Consider the following 15,325-nt stretch of genomic DNA (forward strand, 5'->3'; position numbering starts at 1 on the left):
AATGTTCGAAGGGGGGCCCGGGGCGCGTGAGGGGCAGCGGGAGGGCCGCGTCCGCGCTCAGGTGGTCAGCCCCGCCGGGGTGCGGTCCCAGCCGTCCGGGAGGCGGGGCACCGGCCAGTGGGGCTCGGGGCGCCAGTGCTCCCAGCCGTCGCGGAACGGGGCGCCCCACGCGCCGATCAGCTCGATCGCCGCGCGCCCGGCCGCCTCGACCCGCCGCGCCTGGTCCGCCGGCATCAGGCCGTCGCGCTGGGCCTGGGCGAACTCGTCCTCGTCGCGCCACCGCCAACTCCGGTCCGGGTAGACCTCGATGTCGAGGAAGTGGTCCTCGGAGTCGATGCCCCCGGCCCACCGGGTGCGCGGCTCCTCCAGGTTCACGTACCAGTTCTGGAAGCGCCAGCCGCGCTCCCACCACAGCCAGACCGACCACGGTTCGCCGGGCCGCGCCAGCTTCAGCACGCCCATCCCGTACCACCGGTCGTGCACGACCGTGCGCGGCGCGGTGTAGCGGGTCGCCAGCGGCTCGTGGTGCACCGGGGCGCCGTCCGCGCGGGCCGGCCGGACGCACGGGGTGCCCGGTGCCAGCCACACCGCGAGCAGTTCGTCCGTGTCCTGCACGACCGTGACGGGGCGGCAGATGTGCACGCCGTCCCCGGCGTTCTCCCGGTACCGCCACAGGATCTGGGTGCCTGCCGCCCAGTGTTCGTTCGCCGCCGTCTCCTTCATGGAGGGATCTTACGGGGTGTGCGCGGCCGGTGCCGGGCCGTTGCCGGCTCCACCGCGGGCGTTTACGGGTGTGTCATGCGCAGGACATCCAGCGCCTCGTCGAGCTGTTCCAGGGTGAGCTCCCCGCGCTCCACGTACCCCAGCGCCAGGACGGTCTCGCGGATCGTGGTGTGGTCCGCCAGGGACTTCTTCGCGACCTTCGCGGCGGCCTCGTACCCGAGGTACTTGTTCAGCGGGGTGACGACGGACGGCGAGGACTCGGCGTACGCGCGGGCCCGCTCGACGTGGGCGGTGATCCCGTCGACCGTACGGTCCGCCAGCAGCCGCGAGACGTTCGTCAGCAGGCGTACGGACTCCAGGAGGTTCTTGGCGATCACCGGGAGCATCACGTTCAGCTCGAAGTTCCCGGCGGCGCCCGCCGCGGCGATCGTCGCGTCCGCGCCCGTGACCTGCGCGGCGACCATCAGGACGGCCTCAGGGATCACCGGGTTGACCTTGCCGGGCATGATCGAGGAGCCGGGCTGGAGGTCGGGCAGGGAGATCTCGGCGAGGCCGGTGCGCGGGCCCGACGCCATCCAGCGCAGATCGTTGGAGATCTTGGTGAGCGACACGGCGAGCGTACGGAGCTGGCCGGACGTCTCCACCAGCCCGTCGCGGGCGCCCTGCGCCTCGAAGTGGTTGCGGGCCTCCGTCAGCGGCAGCCCGGTCGCGCGCGCCACCTCGGCGATGACGGCGGCGGAGAAGCCGGGCGGGGTGTTGATGCCGGTGCCCACCGCCGTACCGCCCAGCGGCAGCTCGGCCAGGCGCGGCAGCGACGCGGCCAGCCGCTCCACCGCGTACCGGATCTGCGCCGCGTAACCGCCGAACTCCTGGCCGAGGGTGACGGGCGTGGCGTCCATGAGGTGCGTACGGCCCGACTTCACGACGTCCGCGAACTCCTCCGCCTTGCGCTCCAGCGAGGCGGCGAGATGCTCCAGCGCCGGGATCAGCCCGCCGGTGACCGCGGCGGTCGCGGCCACGTGGATGCTGGACGGGAAGACGTCGTTGGAGCTCTGCGAGGCGTTGACGTGGTCGTTGGGGTGGACGTCCCGGCCCAGCCGCTCGGTGGCGAGCGTGGCGAGCACTTCATTCGTATTCATGTTCGAGGAGGTGCCGGAGCCCGTCTGGAAGACGTCCACCGGGAAGTGGTCGTCCCAACGGCCGTCCGCGACCTCGGCGGCGGCCTCCTGGATGGCGTCCGCGATGTCCTGGCCGATCACCCCGAGCCCGGCGTTGACCTTGGCGGCGGCGGCCTTGATCCGGGCCAGGGCCTCGATGTGCGTACGTTCCAGCCGCTGGCCCGAGATGGGGAAGTTCTCCACCGCCCGCTGCGTCTGCGCGCGCCACTTGGCGTGGGCGGGGACCCGTACCTCACCCATCGAGTCGTGCTCGGTCCGGTACTGGTTCTCATCGGTCGTCATCGTCGTCGTACCTCCGTCAAAGGTGAGCGTCCGGCCGATCCGATGTGTTCCCGTACGGCCCGTTCCCGCACCGGAACGGGCCGTACGGCCGAGCGGTCAGCCGAGACCGGGGCCGCGGACCGGGATGCTGGTGAAGGTGGGCGCGGGGGCGGGCTCGGTGAAGAAGTCGTTGCCCTTGTCGTCCACGACGACGAACGCGGGGAAGTCCTCCACCTCGATCCGCCAGACCGCCTCCATGCCCAGCTCCTCGTACTCGACGACCTCGACCTTCTTGATGCAGTCCTGCGCCAGCCGGGCCGCGGGGCCGCCGATCGAGCCGAGGTAGAAGCCGCCGTGCGCGTCGCACGCGTCGGTCACCTGCTTCGAGCGGTTGCCCTTGGCGAGCATGACCTTCGAGCCGCCCGCGGCCTGGAACTGCGCCACGTAACTGTCCATGCGGCCGGCGGTCGTCGGACCGAAGGAGCCGGAGGCGTACCCCTCGGGGGTCTTCGCCGGGCCCGCGTAGTAGACCGGGTGGTCCTTCAGGTACTGCGGCATCTCCTCGCCCGCGTCCAGCCGCTCCTTGATCTTGGCGTGCGCGATGTCACGGGCCACCACCAGCGGCCCGGTGAGCGAGAGCCGCGTCTTGACCGGGTACTTCGTCAGCTCGGCCAGGATCTCGTCCATAGGGCGGCGCAGGTCGATCCGTACGACGTCGCCGCCCGCGTTCTCCCCTTCGTCCTCGCCCAGGTGCTCGTCCGTGGTGTCCGGCAGGAAGCGCGCCGGGTCCTTCTCCAGCTCCTCCAGGAAGACACCCTCGGCGGTGATCTTCGCGACGGCCTGGCGGTCGGCCGAGCAGGAGACGGCGATCGCGACCGGGAGCGAGGCACCGTGCCGAGGCAGCCGCACCACCCGTACGTCGTGGCAGAAGTACTTGCCGCCGAACTGCGCGCCGATCCCGATCCGCTGCGTCAGCTCGAAGACCTTCTGCTCCAGCTCCTTGTCGCGGAAGCCGTGGCCGGTGGGGGAGCCCTCGGCGGGCAGCTCGTCCAGGTAGTGCGCCGAGGCGTACTTCGCGGTCTTGAGGGCGAACTCCGCCGACGTGCCGCCGACGACGATCGCGAGGTGGTACGGCGGGCACGCGGCCGTGCCCAGCGAACGGATCTTCTCCTCCAGGAACTTCATCATGGAGGTCTCGTTCAGCACCGCCTTCGTCTCCTGGTACAGGAACGACTTGTTGGCCGAGCCGCCGCCCTTCGCCATGAAGAGGAACTTGTACGCGCCGCCGTCGGTCGCGTACAGCTCGATCTGCGCGGGCAGGTTCGAGCCGGTGTTCTTCTCGTCCCACATGGTGAGCGGGGCCATCTGCGAATAGCGCAGATTCAGCTTCGTGTACGCGTCGAAGATTCCGTGCGAAAGGGCTTTTTCGTCGCCGCCCTCGGTCAGCACCCGCTGCCCGCGCTTGCCCATCACGATCGCCGTACCGGTGTCCTGGCACATGGGGAGAACGCCCGCCGCCGCGATATTCGCGTTCTTCAGGAGGTCGAGCGCCACGAACTTGTCGTTCGAGGACGCCTCGGGGTCGTCCACGATCCTGCGGAGCTGCGCGAGATGGGCCGGGCGCAGGTAGTGCGAGATGTCGTGCATCGCCTCGGCGGCGAGCGTGCGCAGCGCCTCGGGGGCGACCTTGAGGAACGTACGCCCGTCGGCCTCGAAGGTGGAGACACCTTCGGAGGTCACCAGGCGGTAGGGCGTGGTGTCCTCCCCCAGCGGAAGCAGATCGGAGTACGCAAATTCCGGCATGACGGCCATTCCTCACTCGACAGACGGCGGCGCGGCCCCCATTGGCTGCGGCACGCTCCAGCGTAGGGCGCGCCACCGACACCGCTCCTGTGAGGTAAGGCTCAGTAGGGGGCGCCGGGCATGCCGACGCGGCCGACAGCGGACAGGGCCTAGTCGCGATCTATCGCGTTTCGCTACCCTGGGGAGGTGGACCTCGAAAAGCAGCCTCAGCAGCCTCAGAAGCCGGCCGAGCGGAAGCCTGTCGCGCCGGCGGAGCCCGCGCCCGCGGGTCTCCGCGCCTCCGACGCCGACCGGGACAGGACCGCTGACATCCTCAGGGAGGCGCTGGCGGAGGGCCGTCTGGACGCCGAGGAGCACGGCGAGCGGATCGACGCCGTCTACCGGGCGAAGACGGTCGGTGAACTGGAGCCTCTGGTACGGGACCTGCCGGCCCTCGGCGCCGACGGCCGCGCCGCTGGACCGGCGCGCGCCGCGGCGGGCGGGTACGGCTACGGGCCCGAGGACCCGGCGGCCTCCGCCGAGAACATGATCGCGATTTTCAGCAGTTCGACGCGCAAGGGGCGTTGGCGTATTGGCGCCAAGGTCAACGCGTTCGCGCTCTTCGGGAATGTCGAGATCGATCTGACAGAGGCACTCTTCGGCCAGCGGGTCACCGTGATCAACGCGACGTCCATTTTCGGAAATGTGGAGATCACGGTTCCGGAGAACATCACCCTGCGCGGCAACGGCAACGGTGTCTTCGGCAATTTCGAGGTCCGTACGCTGGAGGCCCCGGACCGGGACGCGCCCACGGTCGTGGTGAACGGCTACTCCGTCTTCGGCAATGTCGAGGCCAAACCGAAGCGCGGCAAGTGGATCGCGAATCTCGTCAACGACGCCCTCCGTAAGCACCTCGGCCGCTAGCCCTTCCACACCTCGGCCGTCGGCGCCCGCGTGCCTGGATAGCTGATTTCCGGCCAAAGGAGGTCAGTTGGGTCGCGGTGTCCGGCATTCCGTACGGCGTTCCGGGCGCCGGAACTGGGTGCCACTCAGTGCATAGGCGTGCGCACAGCGGGTAGGGAAAGCTGCATCGTCTCTCGCTCGCGAAGCCGTCGTCAGGAGTAGACCGTGCTGCAACTGCCGCATCAGCCCCTCCAGGTGGCCGCCCTTCCGACCCAGCGGAGTCCCGCTCGGGAGGACCAGGCCGGACCCTGGCATTCGGAGGCTGTATGCCGTCGGGACGAAGCCGGATTGTTCTTCGCCCCCTCCAAGGAGCCGACAGCCGCGAGGCTGGCGCGGGAGGAGGCCGCGAAGCGGGTCTGTGCCCGGTGTCCGGTGATGCTCGAATGCCAGGAGCACGCGCTGCTCCAACCCGAGCCCTACGGGGTGTGGGGCGGGCTGACGGCGGCCGAGCGCCGGGTGGTGCTGGCGCGCCGCAGGCGGCGCGAGGTGGAGCTGAGAAAGGCGCCGGCCGGCGACCGCATCGCCGCCGCGGGCTGACGCCGCCCGGGGGCTTCCGGCCCTTCCGGGCTTTTCCCGGCTTTCGGCGCGGGGACGCGCGTACGAGTACGACACGGCGCGGGGACGCGTGTACGGGGGACGCGTACACGAGGACGTGAACGGACGGAAGGGGTGCCCCGCCGCACAGAGGGGCACCCCTTCCGCCGAGTCCGTCCCGCGAGTACCGGATCCTGACGAGTCCCGGCCCGGCAGGCGCCACGCGGCAGGCGTTACTTGGCAGACGTTACTTGGCGCGGTCGAAGTCGATCGTGCTGTAGGCGCGGAGCTTCGACAGCCGGTGGGTCGAGTCGATCTGCCGGATCGTGCCCGACTTGGAGCGCATCACCAGGGACTGGGTGGTCGCTGTCTCCGAGCGGTAGCGCACGCCCCGCAACAGTTCGCCGTCCGTGATGCCCGTGGCCACGAAGAACACGTTGTCGCCGCTGACCAGGTCGTTGGTGGAGAGCACCCGGTCCAGGTCATGACCCGCGTCGATGGCGCGCTGCCGCTCCCGGTCGTCCTTCGGCCAGAGCTTGCCCTGGATGACACCGCCGAGGCACTTTATGGCGCACGCGGAGATGATGCCCTCCGGGGTGCCGCCGATGCCCATCAGCAGGTCGACGCCGGTGCCCTCGCGGGCGGCCATGATCGAGCCGGCCACGTCGCCGTCCGAGATGAACTTGATCCGGGCGCCGGTCTCCCGGATCTCCTTGACGATGCCCTCGTGACGGGGGCGGTCGAGGACGACGACCGTCACGTCCTGGGGCGAGGAGCGCTTCGCCTTGGCGACCCGGCGGATGTTGACCGCGACGGGCGCGTTGATGTCCACGAAGTCGGCGGCCTCGGGGCCGGTGACCAGCTTGTCCATGTAGAAGACCGCGGACGGGTCGAACATCGTGCCGCGGTCGGCCGCGGCGAGCACCGCGATGGCGTTCGGCATGCCCTTGGCGTTCAGGGTGGTGCCGTCGATCGGGTCCACGGCGATGTCGACCTCGGCGCCGGTGCCGTCCCCGATCTCCTCACCGTTGAACAGCATCGGGGCTTCGTCCTTCTCGCCCTCGCCGATGACGACGACGCCGTTCATCGAGACGGTGGAGACGAGGGTGCGCATGGCGTTCACCGCGGCGCCGTCCGCGCCGTTCTTGTCGCCGCGCCCGACCCACCGGCCGGCCGCCATCGCGGCGGCCTCGGTGACCCGCACCAGCTCCAGGGCGAGGTTGCGGTCGGGGGCCTCGGGAGACACCTCAAGGGGGGACGGAATTTGATGTTCGGTCAACGGAGCGCACCTTTCTGTACGGCGACGACCGGAAAAGAGGGTGATACGACTCTATCCGTACATCGACAAATTGAGCAGAGGGGCCCACGTATGAGCGCGACGGGGTGATGCGACGATGGTGCCGTGGCAGGTATGCGAGGCAGACAGACAGTGCGGGACATGTTCCTGTCGATGGCGGTCATCGGGGTCGTCGTCGCCGCGATCTACGTGTTCATTCCGCACGACGACACCCCGGCTCCGGTCAAGGCGGTCGACTACCGGGTCGAGCTGGTGACCGCGCGGCGCGCGGCGCCGTACCCGGTGCTGGCCCCGGCGGGGCTGGCGCAGACGTGGAAGCCGACCTCGGTCTCGTACCAGCGGCAGAACGCCAACGCGTGGCACCTCGGCTATCTGGCTCCGGACGGCGAGTACGTGGCGGTCGAGCAGTCGACGGCGCCCGCGAAGAAGTTCGTGGCGGAGGTCAGCCACCAGGCCGAGGACACCGGCGAGACCCAGCAGGTGGCGGGCGAGACCTGGCAGCGCTGGAAGGGCCCGAAGTACGACGCGCTGGCGCGCACGGACGGCGACGCCACGACGGTGGTGACCGGCACCGCGTCCTACGAGCGGCTGGGCGAGATGGCCGGGGCGCTGGAGGCCGGCAAGGAGTCGGGCAAGGAGCCCGGCACGGAAGCGGGCGGGGAAGCGGGCGCGGGGCGGTAACGACCCTGACGACGCGATGCCGCCGCTCGTTCCGGAGCTTCCGGGCAAGGCGGCGGCATCGTTTGTGCTGTACGGGCTCGTACGGGTTGTCCCGTGACGGCTCAGACGGTGGTGACGGCCTCGTCGAAGGTGAGGCGGGGGGAGCGCGGGAACCAGGCGTCCTCGCCGGGCTTGCCGATGTTGACGATCATCAGCGGGGTGTGGTCGTCGTCCAGGAACTCCTTCTGGACACCGGCGGCGTCGAAGCCGGTCATCGGACCCGCGGCGAGACCGGCGGCGCGGACGCCGACGATGAAGTAACCGGCCTGGAGCGTGGCGTTCAGCGCGGCCGACCGCTCGCGGGCCGAGCGGTCACCGAAGAGGTCCTTGGCCTGGGGGAAGTGCGGGAAGAGCTGGGGCAGCTCCTCGTGGAACTCGTTGTCCGCGGCCAGGATCGCGACGAGCGGCGCGGAGACGGTCTTGTCCCGGTTGCCGTCCGACATCAGCGGGGCGAGCCGCCCGCGAGCCTCGGCGGAGCGGACCAGAACGACCCGCAGCGGCGACTGGTTCATCGAGGTGGGGCCGTACTTGACCAGGTCGTAGATGGCCTGGACCTGCTCCTCGGTCACCGGCTCCGCGGAGAACGTGTTGGCGGTACGGGCCTCGCGGAAGAGGAGGTCCTGGGCGGCCGGGTCGATAACAAGAGACATCTTGGAAGGGCCTTCCGAGCGGATCGATCAGGTGTTGACGGTTTCACGGTAGCCGCCGAATAGGTGAACATTCAACAAAAGCTGGACACGGTGATCCGCTTCACAGGCACGGCCCCGCTCGGCCGCCCCGCCGTGCCCCCGCGTTTTTGCCCCCCCGCTCACCCGTCCGGCTCCCCGCCGACTCACCCGTCGCCCTTCTGCTCCCCCTCCGGCTTCTTCTCGGCCAGGGACGCGTCCAGCCGGGCCCTCGCCCCCTCCAGCCAGTGGCGGCACACCTTCGCCAGTTCCTCGCCGCGCTCCCACAGCGCCAGCGAGTCCTCCAGCGACGTACCGCCCGCCTCCAGCCGTCGTACGACCTCGATCAGCTCGTCGCGCGCCTGCTCGTACCCCGGTGTGCCCGTGGCGGAGACCGCTTCCGCGGCGTTGTCCCTGCTCGTCATGTCATCCACCCTTTGTACGCGCGTGGCCGCGCGATCCGACAACGATTCCGTCCGCCGTGCTCGCTTCGCGGCGCTCAATCCGCGGCGCTCAATCCTCGACGACCCGCACCGTGAAGTCACCCTCCGCCACCCTGGCCCGCAGCTCCTCGGCCGCCGTGACGTCCCCCGGCGCCCGGACGACCGTGCCGTCCGGCCGCTGAAGCACCGCGTAACCGCGCTCCAGCGTCGCCGCGGGCGACAGCGCCACCACCCGCGCCCGGGTGTGCGACAGCTCCGAGTCCGCCCGGTCCAGCAGATGACGCAGCACCCGCCGGCTCCGGTCGGCCAGCGCGGCCACCTCGGCGTCGCGCTCCTCCACCATCCGGTGGGGCCGCTCCATCACGGGCCGGGCGAGCGCGTGGGCCAGCCCGCGCTCCTCGCGGTCCAGCAGCCCCCGCACCGTACGCAGCGCCCGGTCGCGCAGACCCTGGACGCGGTCCAGCTCCTCACCCACGTCCGGCACGGTCCTCTTCGCCGCGTCGGTCGGCGTCGACGCCCGTACGTCCGCCACCAGATCCAGCAGCGGCGCGTCCGGCTCGTGCCCGATCGCGGAGACCACCGGCGTACGGCACGCCGCCACCGCCCGGATCAACTGCTCGTCCGAGAAAGGCAGCAGGTCCTCCACGCTGCCGCCGCCGCGCGCCACGATGATCACGTCCACCTCCGGCAGCCCGTCCAGCTCCTTGACCGCCTGGACGACCTGCGCCACCGCGTTGACCCCCTGCACCGCCGTGTTGCGTACCTCGAAGCGCACCGCGGGCCACCGGCGCCGCGCGTTCTCCAGCACGTCGCGCTCGGCCGCCGACGCCCGCCCACAGACCAGCCCCACGAGCTGCGGCAGAAACGGCAGCGGCCTCTTGCGGTCGGCCGCGAACAGCCCCTCCGCCCCCAGCGACCGCTTCAACTGCTCCAGCCGCACCAGCAACTCGCCGATCCCGACCGGCCGTATCTCCGTCGCCCGCAGCGAGAGCTGCCCGCGCGGCGCGTACCACTCGGGCTTGGCCTGCACCACGACCCGCGCACCCTCGGACACCACGTCCGCGATCGCGTCGAACACCTGCCGGTAGCACGTGACGCTCACCGAGATGTCGTACGAGGGGTCGCGCAGGGTCAGGAAGACGACGCCCGCGCCCGGCCGGCGCGAGAGCTGGGTGATCTGCCCCTCGACCCAGATGGCGCCGAGGCGGTCGATCCATCCGCCGATGAGCCGCGAGACCTCACCAACGGGCAGCGGAGCGTCCGCGGACGTGTTGAGTGCCATGCCGAGGAGCGTATCGGCCGCCTCTGACAACGCCCCGGTTCCCGCCCCGCCTCAGCTTGTCGCCCGCCTCAGCTCCACGGCGCACGTCACTTCGTCGCCGCGCCTCCGCCGGCCGCCGTACCGCCCGTCCGTCCACCGCGCCCCCGTTGCACCAGCAGCACCACCAGCCCCACGGCCAGCCAGATCGCGCCCACCACCTGCGCCGAGGCCGCCGCCTCCACGATCACCGCGATCAGGATCGCCGCCCCGACCACCGGCAGCACCACATGCGGGAACCAGAGCGGCGGCCCCTCCCGGCGCCGTACCGCGAACCAGCCCACCACCGAGGCGTGCAGCAGCACGAACGCCGTCAGCGCCCCCACGTCCACCACCGAGACCAGGTGGTCCAGACCGTCCGGGCGCCGCGCCGCCCACACGGCGGCCACCAGCGTCACCACGGCGGCCAGCAGCAGCGCCACCCTGGGCACGCCCCCGCTCGTACGGGACAGGGCGTGCGGCAGCCTGCGCTCGCGGCCCATGGCGAAGAGCAGCCGGCCGGCCGCCGCCTGCCCGGCCAGCGCCGCGAACGCCGCGCCGATCGCCTTGCTCACCGCCACCAGGTCGTGCAGCCAGGAGCCGACCGCCGTGTCCACCGCGTCGTAGAACGCCGACCCCTGCTTCGCGGGATCGGCCGCCAGCTCCGCCGAGGTCACCGGCTCCAGCAACGCCACCAGATACGTCTGCGCGATGAACAGCACGCCCGCCAGCACCAGACAGAGCAGTACGGCCCGCGCCACCTGCCGCGAACCCCCCGTCACCTCCTCGGCGAACGAGGCGATCGCGTCGAACCCGAGGTACGACAGCACCGCGACCGACACCGCGCCCAGGACCGCCGCCAGGGAGAACCCCGTATCGCTCGTGAACGGCGACCACCAGCCGCGCGTCGCCCCGTCCCGTACCAGCACCACCACGGCCGATACGACGAAGACCAGCAGGACGACGAGCTCCATCGCCAGCACCGCGAAGCCGACGCGGGCCGCCGCCCGTACCCCCCAGAGGTTGAGCAGCGTCGTGACCACCACGGCGATCGCCGTCCACACCCACCGGTCCACGGAGGGCACCAGCGCCTCCATCGCGATCCCCGCGAAGAGGTACGCCACCGCCGGGATCAGCAGATAGTCGAGCATCGCCATCCACCCGGCGATGAAGCCGGGCCCTTCGCCGAGCCCCTTGCGCGCGTACGCGAAGACCGACCCGGCCTGCGGGGCGACCCGCACCATCTGGGCGTAGCTGAACGCCGTGAACGCCATCGCGACGGTCGCCACCACGTAGACCAGGGCCACGGCGCCGTGCGACCTGGCGTCGAGGGTGCCGAAGACGCCGACGGGGGCCATGGGGGCGATGAAGAGCAGCCCGTAGACGACGAGATCCCGGAAGCCCAGCGTCCGCCGCAGCCCGTCGCCGCCCGACGTGGCGCCCGCGCCCCCGGCTCCGGCGGTCGTCCTGGCCCCACCACCGCCACCGGTGCCACTGTCGGCCATCCGGGTCCCTCCCTCGATCGCGTACGCACCAGTGTCGTGCAGAGGGAGGACGTTCCGCCTCTTGTGCACGGCCTTACGATGGGACGCATGACTGCAACGTCCCGCCCGTCGCCCGCCGCCACCCCCAGTGGAGACGCCGCGCGCCGCGCCGGCAAACGCGTCCTCCTCGCCGCTCCGCGCGGCTACTGCGCGGGTGTCGACCGTGCCGTGATCGCCGTCGAGAAGGCCCTGGAGCAGTACGGGGCGCCGATCTACGTCCGGCACGAGATCGTCCACAACAAGCACGTCGTCAAGACCCTGGAGAACAAGGGCGCCATCTTCGTCGACAGGACGGCGGAGGTCCCCGAGGGATCCATCGTCATGTTCTCCGCGCACGGTGTCGCACCGGTCGTCCACGACGAGGCGGCCGAACGCAAGCTCGCCACCATCGACGCCACCTGCCCCCTGGTCACCAAGGTCCACAAGGAAGCCGTGCGCTTCGCCGATGAGGACTACGACATCCTTCTCATCGGCCATGAGGGCCACGAAGAGGTCATCGGCACCTCGGGCGAGGCCCCGGACCACATCACGCTCGTCGACGGCCCGGAGGACGTCGCGAACGTCGAGGTCCGCGACGAGTCGAAGGTCGTCTGGCTCTCCCAGACCACCCTCTCCGTGGACGAGACGATGGAGACGGTCGACGCCCTCAAGGAGAAGTTCCCGCTGTTGATCGCGCCGCCGAGCGACGACATCTGCTATGCCACCCAGAACCGGCAGATCGCGGTCAAGCAGATGGGCGCCGACGCGGACCTGGTGATCGTCGTCGGCTCCAGGAACTCCTCCAACTCCGTACGCCTGGTCGAGGTCGCCCTCGGCGCCGGCGCCCGCGCCTCGCACCTGGTGGACGAGGCCGCCGAGATCGACGAGGCATGGCTCGACGGCGTGTCCACGGTCGGTGTCACCTCGGGTGCCTCCGTACCGGAGGTCCTGGTCGACGGTGTCCTGGAATGGCTCTCGCAGCGCGGCTTCGAGGATGTCGAGATCGTCAAGGCCGCCGAGGAGTCGATCACGTTCTCGCTCCCCAAGGAGCTGCGCAGGGACCTGCGGGCCGAGGCGGCGGCGCTCTCGCAGCAGTAAGGACCGCCGGACGGACCGGACCGTTCCGGAAACTGGACGAGCCGTTCCGCCTCCACGTACGTCGCTGTCAGCATCTGCCCGTAACGTTGTGTCCATGAACGTCTTCGGAGTGGACATCGGCGGCTCGGGGATCAAGGGTGCGCCCGTGGACCTCGACCGCGGCGACCTGGTCGAGCCCCGCTACAAAGTACTCACGCCGCACCCGGCGACGCCCGAGAGCGTCGCCGACGGTGTGGTGGAGGTCGTCCGGCACTTCGGCTGGTCCGGGCCGGTCGGCATCACCTTCCCCGGGGTGGTGACGGGCTCGGTGATCCGCACGGCCGCCAATGTCGACAAGGCATGGATCGACGTCGACGCGGGCCAGGTCCTCGGTGACCGGCTGAACCTGCGGACCACCGTCCTGAACGACGCCGACGCGGCGGGCGTGGCGGAGATGGCCTTCGGCGCGGGGCGCGGCCGCAAGGGCACGGTCTTCCTGCTGACCTTCGGTACGGGCATCGGCAGCGCGCTCTTCATCGACGGCCGACTGGTGCCCAACACGGAGCTGGGCCATCTCGAACTGCACGGCCACGACGCGGAGAAGCACGCGTCCACGAAGGCCAAGGACGACGAAGAGCTGAGCTGGCACCACTGGGCGCACCGGGTACAGAAGTATCTGGCCCATGTGGAGATGCTGTTCTCGCCCGAGCTGTTCATCATCGGCGGCGGGGTCAGCCGCAAGGCCGACAAGTTCATCCCGCTGATCGAGGGGATCAGGGCCGAGATCCTCCCGGCCGAGCTGCAGAACAACGCGGGGATCGTCGGCGCGGCCATGGCGGCGGCGGGCCGCTGACACAGGCCCGGCGGGCCGCCCGCTGAGCGGCGCGGCCTACCCCCGCCGTACCGCCCGGGCGGCCCCGGCGCCGCTCCGCGGAGCCGGGGTCCGGCCGCTCCCGGCCGCCCGGCCCCGCGGCCCGGCGCCCGCGCGGGTGGCGGCCCGGGTGGCGGCCAGATCCCTGGCGAGCTGCCGCCGCCCCATCTCGCGCACCTTCCGTACGGTGGCGATGAGCCCGGCGACGAGCGTGCCGCCGTACAGCCAGCCCGCGTGCACGGCCAGCGTGGTGACGAGCCCCATGACTTGCCCGCCGAACCCACCGCTCCCGCCGGTGATCGGCAGCGCGCCGACGGCGAAGGCGATCGGCACGGTGATCGGCGCGGTGACCAGGTCGGCGGGGCGCACCCACAGCGCGGTCACGGCGCTGACCGGCAGGAACAGCACTCCGTACACCACCGGCTCGGCGTCGAAGAGCAGCGTGTCCAAGAAGGCGAAGAAGAGCATCGAGGCCGTCGCGAAGAGCCCGGCGCCCAGCCCGGTGAACCGCGGGTTGGGCAGTCTGCGCAGCCGCTGCACGACGGGCGGCACGCGCCGCCGGCGCGCCACGGGGTGGTGCCGCGGCCGTTGCCGCCGCTGGGGCTGCTGACGTGTCCTCTGCTGCTGCTCCACCGGACCAACGTAGGTGGCGGAGGGGGCCGAACCGGGGAACCGGGGTCGGGACACGCCCCACGGGTGACGCCGGAGGTGAGTTCGAGCGCCCGGCGCCGGGCCGGCCACGTGAGGCCCCGCACGACCGCCGCCGCGCACCCGTCGTCGGCCGCCGCACCACGCCCGTAAACTGGGGGATCGGGCCGCGAAGGTCCTCAGCCAGTCCTCGGCCGCCGGCCGGTCCTCACTCCAGGAAGTCGCCAACGTGTCGCTCACGATCGGAATCGTCGGTCTGCCGAATGTCGGCAAGTCGACCCTGTTCAACGCCCTGACCAAGAACGACGTGCTGGCGGCCAACTACCCGTTCGCCACCATCGAGCCCAACGTCGGCGTGGTCGGCGTACCGGACCCGCGCCTGAACAAGCTCGCGGAGATCTTCGGCTCGCAGAAGATCCTCCCGGCCACGGTCGACTTCGTCGACATCGCCGGCATCGTGCGCGGCGCCTCCGAGGGGGAGGGGCTGGGCAACAAGTTCCTGGCGAACATCCGTGAGTCGGACGCGATCTGCCAGGTCATCCGGGCCTTCAAGGACGAGAACGTCGTCCACGTCGACGGCAAGGTCTCGCCCCGGAGCGACATCGAGACGATCAACACCGAGCTGATCCTCGCCGACCTCCAGACGATCGAGAAGGTCCTCCCCCGCCTCCAGCGCGAGTCGCGCATCAAGAAGGAGGTCCTGGGCCAGGTCAAGGCGATCGAAGAAGCCCAGGCCATCCTGGAGACCGGCGAGACGCTCTTCTCCACGGGCATCGTCCAGGGCACGGAGAAGGCCGAGCCCCTGCGCGAGCTGCACCTCCTGACGACCAAGCCCTTCCTCTACGTCTTCAACGTGGACGAGGAGGAGCTGACGGACGACACCTTCAAGGACGAACAGCGCGCCCTGGTCGCCCCCGGCGAGGCGATCTTCCTCAACGCGAAGCTGGAGTCCGACCTCGCGGAACTGGACGACGACGAGGCCCTGGAACTCCTCCAGTCGGTAGGCCAGGAAGAACCGGGCCTCGCCACCCTCGCCCACGTGGGCTTCCGCACCCTGGGCCTCCAGACCTACCTGACGGCAGGCCCGAAGGAATCCCGCGCCTGGACGATCAAACAGAACGCCACGGCCCCCGAGGCGGCCGGCGTGATCCACACCGACTTCCAGAAGGGCTTCATCAAGGCGGAGGTCATCTCCTTCGCCGACCTGGTGGAGACCGGCTCGGTGGCCGAGGCCCGCGCGGCGGGCAAGGCCCGTATGGAGGGCAAGGAGTACGTCATGCAGGACGGCGACGTGGTGGAGTTCCGCTTCAACGTGTAATACGTTCGGCGAAAGGCCGTCTGAC

General features: G+C 70.8%; 15 protein-coding genes. 6 read left to right on the top strand and 9 right to left on the bottom strand.

The features are described from left to right. Window positions 1-57 precede the first annotated feature (57 nt). The 3 genes from ACFXPL_RS05860 to ACFXPL_RS05870 all read right to left on the bottom strand — a co-directional run bounded on the left by ACFXPL_RS05860 (window position 58) and on the right by ACFXPL_RS05870 (window position 3,965). Window positions 58-723 (bottom strand): DUF402 domain-containing protein, encoded by a 666-nt coding sequence (locus ACFXPL_RS05860; protein WP_384913079.1) that lies wholly within the window; start codon window positions 721-723, stop codon window positions 58-60. A 62-nt stretch (window positions 724-785) separates the two neighbouring features. After that, the gene (locus ACFXPL_RS05865) at window positions 786-2,183 is read right to left on the bottom strand and encodes a class II fumarate hydratase (protein ID WP_384913082.1); all 1,398 of its coding nucleotides are present in this window, start codon (window positions 2,181-2,183) and stop codon (window positions 786-788) included. A 96-nt stretch (window positions 2,184-2,279) separates the two neighbouring features. After that, window positions 2,280-3,965, bottom strand: a complete 1,686-nt coding sequence (locus ACFXPL_RS05870) for a fumarate hydratase (protein ID WP_384913085.1) — start codon at window positions 3,963-3,965, stop codon at window positions 2,280-2,282. Window positions 3,966-4,151: 186 nt separating this feature from the next. Here ACFXPL_RS05870 and ACFXPL_RS05875 point away from each other — a divergent pair, with 186 nt between their 5' ends. Beyond that, window positions 4,152-4,868 (top strand): DUF1707 domain-containing protein, encoded by a 717-nt coding sequence (locus tag ACFXPL_RS05875; protein WP_384913088.1) that lies wholly within the window; start codon window positions 4,152-4,154, stop codon window positions 4,866-4,868. A 204-nt stretch (window positions 4,869-5,072) separates the two neighbouring features. After that, window positions 5,073-5,444, top strand: a complete 372-nt coding sequence (locus ACFXPL_RS05880) for a WhiB family transcriptional regulator (RefSeq protein ID WP_384913090.1) — start codon at window positions 5,073-5,075, stop codon at window positions 5,442-5,444. Window positions 5,445-5,688: 244 nt separating this feature from the next. On the opposite strand, the gene glpX is transcribed toward ACFXPL_RS05880, so the two are convergent. Beyond that, the gene (gene glpX / locus ACFXPL_RS05885; protein WP_384913093.1) at window positions 5,689-6,720 is read right to left on the bottom strand and encodes a class II fructose-bisphosphatase; all 1,032 of its coding nucleotides are present in this window, start codon (window positions 6,718-6,720) and stop codon (window positions 5,689-5,691) included. 123 nt (window positions 6,721-6,843) lie between these two features. Between glpX and ACFXPL_RS05890 the strand changes: the two genes are divergently transcribed. Then, complete coding sequence (locus ACFXPL_RS05890) at window positions 6,844-7,419, top strand: DUF4245 domain-containing protein (RefSeq protein WP_384913096.1); 576 nt, start codon at window positions 6,844-6,846, stop codon at window positions 7,417-7,419. A 101-nt stretch (window positions 7,420-7,520) separates the two neighbouring features. On the opposite strand, the gene ACFXPL_RS05895 is transcribed toward ACFXPL_RS05890, so the two are convergent. From ACFXPL_RS05895 to ACFXPL_RS05910, 4 genes are all read right to left on the bottom strand, one after another. Further along, the gene (locus ACFXPL_RS05895; protein WP_384913099.1) at window positions 7,521-8,108 is read right to left on the bottom strand and encodes a malonic semialdehyde reductase; all 588 of its coding nucleotides are present in this window, start codon (window positions 8,106-8,108) and stop codon (window positions 7,521-7,523) included. Window positions 8,109-8,290: 182 nt separating this feature from the next. Then, window positions 8,291-8,548, bottom strand: coding sequence for an exodeoxyribonuclease VII small subunit (locus ACFXPL_RS05900; RefSeq protein ID WP_384913102.1), 258 nt, complete (start codon window positions 8,546-8,548; stop codon window positions 8,291-8,293). A gap of 88 nt (window positions 8,549-8,636) precedes the next feature. Further along, entirely contained in the window at window positions 8,637-9,848 is a 1,212-nt protein-coding gene (gene xseA, locus ACFXPL_RS05905; protein WP_384913105.1) for an exodeoxyribonuclease VII large subunit, read from the bottom strand. A gap of 86 nt (window positions 9,849-9,934) precedes the next feature. After that, window positions 9,935-11,368 carry an APC family permease gene (locus ACFXPL_RS05910; protein ID WP_384913107.1) on the bottom strand — a complete coding sequence of 478 codons (1,434 nt, stop codon included), beginning with the start codon at window positions 11,366-11,368 and terminating at the stop codon, window positions 9,935-9,937. A gap of 87 nt (window positions 11,369-11,455) precedes the next feature. Between ACFXPL_RS05910 and ACFXPL_RS05915 the strand changes: the two genes are divergently transcribed. Together ACFXPL_RS05915 and ppgK are read left to right on the top strand one after the other, a co-directional pair. Beyond that, window positions 11,456-12,484, top strand: a complete 1,029-nt coding sequence (locus ACFXPL_RS05915) for a 4-hydroxy-3-methylbut-2-enyl diphosphate reductase (protein ID WP_384913110.1) — start codon at window positions 11,456-11,458, stop codon at window positions 12,482-12,484. A gap of 94 nt (window positions 12,485-12,578) precedes the next feature. Continuing rightward, window positions 12,579-13,316 carry a polyphosphate--glucose phosphotransferase gene (gene ppgK, locus ACFXPL_RS05920; protein WP_384913113.1) on the top strand — a complete coding sequence of 246 codons (738 nt, stop codon included), beginning with the start codon at window positions 12,579-12,581 and terminating at the stop codon, window positions 13,314-13,316. A 36-nt stretch (window positions 13,317-13,352) separates the two neighbouring features. Here ppgK and ACFXPL_RS05925 read toward each other — a convergent pair whose 3' ends face one another. Beyond that, a complete protein-coding gene (locus ACFXPL_RS05925; RefSeq protein ID WP_384913346.1) occupies window positions 13,353-13,904 on the bottom strand; it encodes a DUF6542 domain-containing protein in 552 nt (183 codons plus the stop codon). A 307-nt stretch (window positions 13,905-14,211) separates the two neighbouring features. On the opposite strand from ACFXPL_RS05925, the gene ychF reads away from it, so the two are divergent. Continuing rightward, window positions 14,212-15,300 (top strand): redox-regulated ATPase YchF, encoded by a 1,089-nt coding sequence (gene ychF / locus ACFXPL_RS05930; protein ID WP_384913116.1) that lies wholly within the window; start codon window positions 14,212-14,214, stop codon window positions 15,298-15,300. Window positions 15,301-15,325 lie beyond the last annotated feature (25 nt).

This window comes from Streptomyces sp. NPDC059092 (assembly GCF_042756365.1).
Taxonomy (GTDB): Bacteria; Actinomycetota; Actinomycetes; order Streptomycetales; family Streptomycetaceae; genus Streptomyces.

What these genes read in the sequence shown, in the direction of transcription:
- ACFXPL_RS05870 (WP_384913085.1), bottom strand. Translation starts at nt 3,965, where the DNA reads ATGCCGGAATTTGCGTACTCCGATCTGCTTCCGCTGGGGGAGGACACC.
- ACFXPL_RS05900 (WP_384913102.1), bottom strand. Translation starts at nt 8,548, where the DNA reads ATGACGAGCAGGGACAACGCCGCGGAAGCGGTCTCCGCCACGGGCACA.
- ACFXPL_RS05915 (WP_384913110.1), top strand. Translation starts at nt 11,456, where the DNA reads ATGACTGCAACGTCCCGCCCGTCGCCCGCCGCCACCCCCAGTGGAGAC.
- ACFXPL_RS05865 (WP_384913082.1), bottom strand. Translation starts at nt 2,183, where the DNA reads ATGACGACCGATGAGAACCAGTACCGGACCGAGCACGACTCGATGGGT.
- ACFXPL_RS05910 (WP_384913107.1), bottom strand. Translation starts at nt 11,368, where the DNA reads ATGGCCGACAGTGGCACCGGTGGCGGTGGTGGGGCCAGGACGACCGCC.
- xseA (WP_384913105.1), bottom strand. Translation starts at nt 9,848, where the DNA reads ATGGCACTCAACACGTCCGCGGACGCTCCGCTGCCCGTTGGTGAGGTC.
- ACFXPL_RS05895 (WP_384913099.1), bottom strand. Translation starts at nt 8,108, where the DNA reads ATGTCTCTTGTTATCGACCCGGCCGCCCAGGACCTCCTCTTCCGCGAG.
- ACFXPL_RS05860 (WP_384913079.1), bottom strand. Translation starts at nt 723, where the DNA reads ATGAAGGAGACGGCGGCGAACGAACACTGGGCGGCAGGCACCCAGATC.
- ppgK (WP_384913113.1), top strand. Translation starts at nt 12,579, where the DNA reads ATGAACGTCTTCGGAGTGGACATCGGCGGCTCGGGGATCAAGGGTGCG.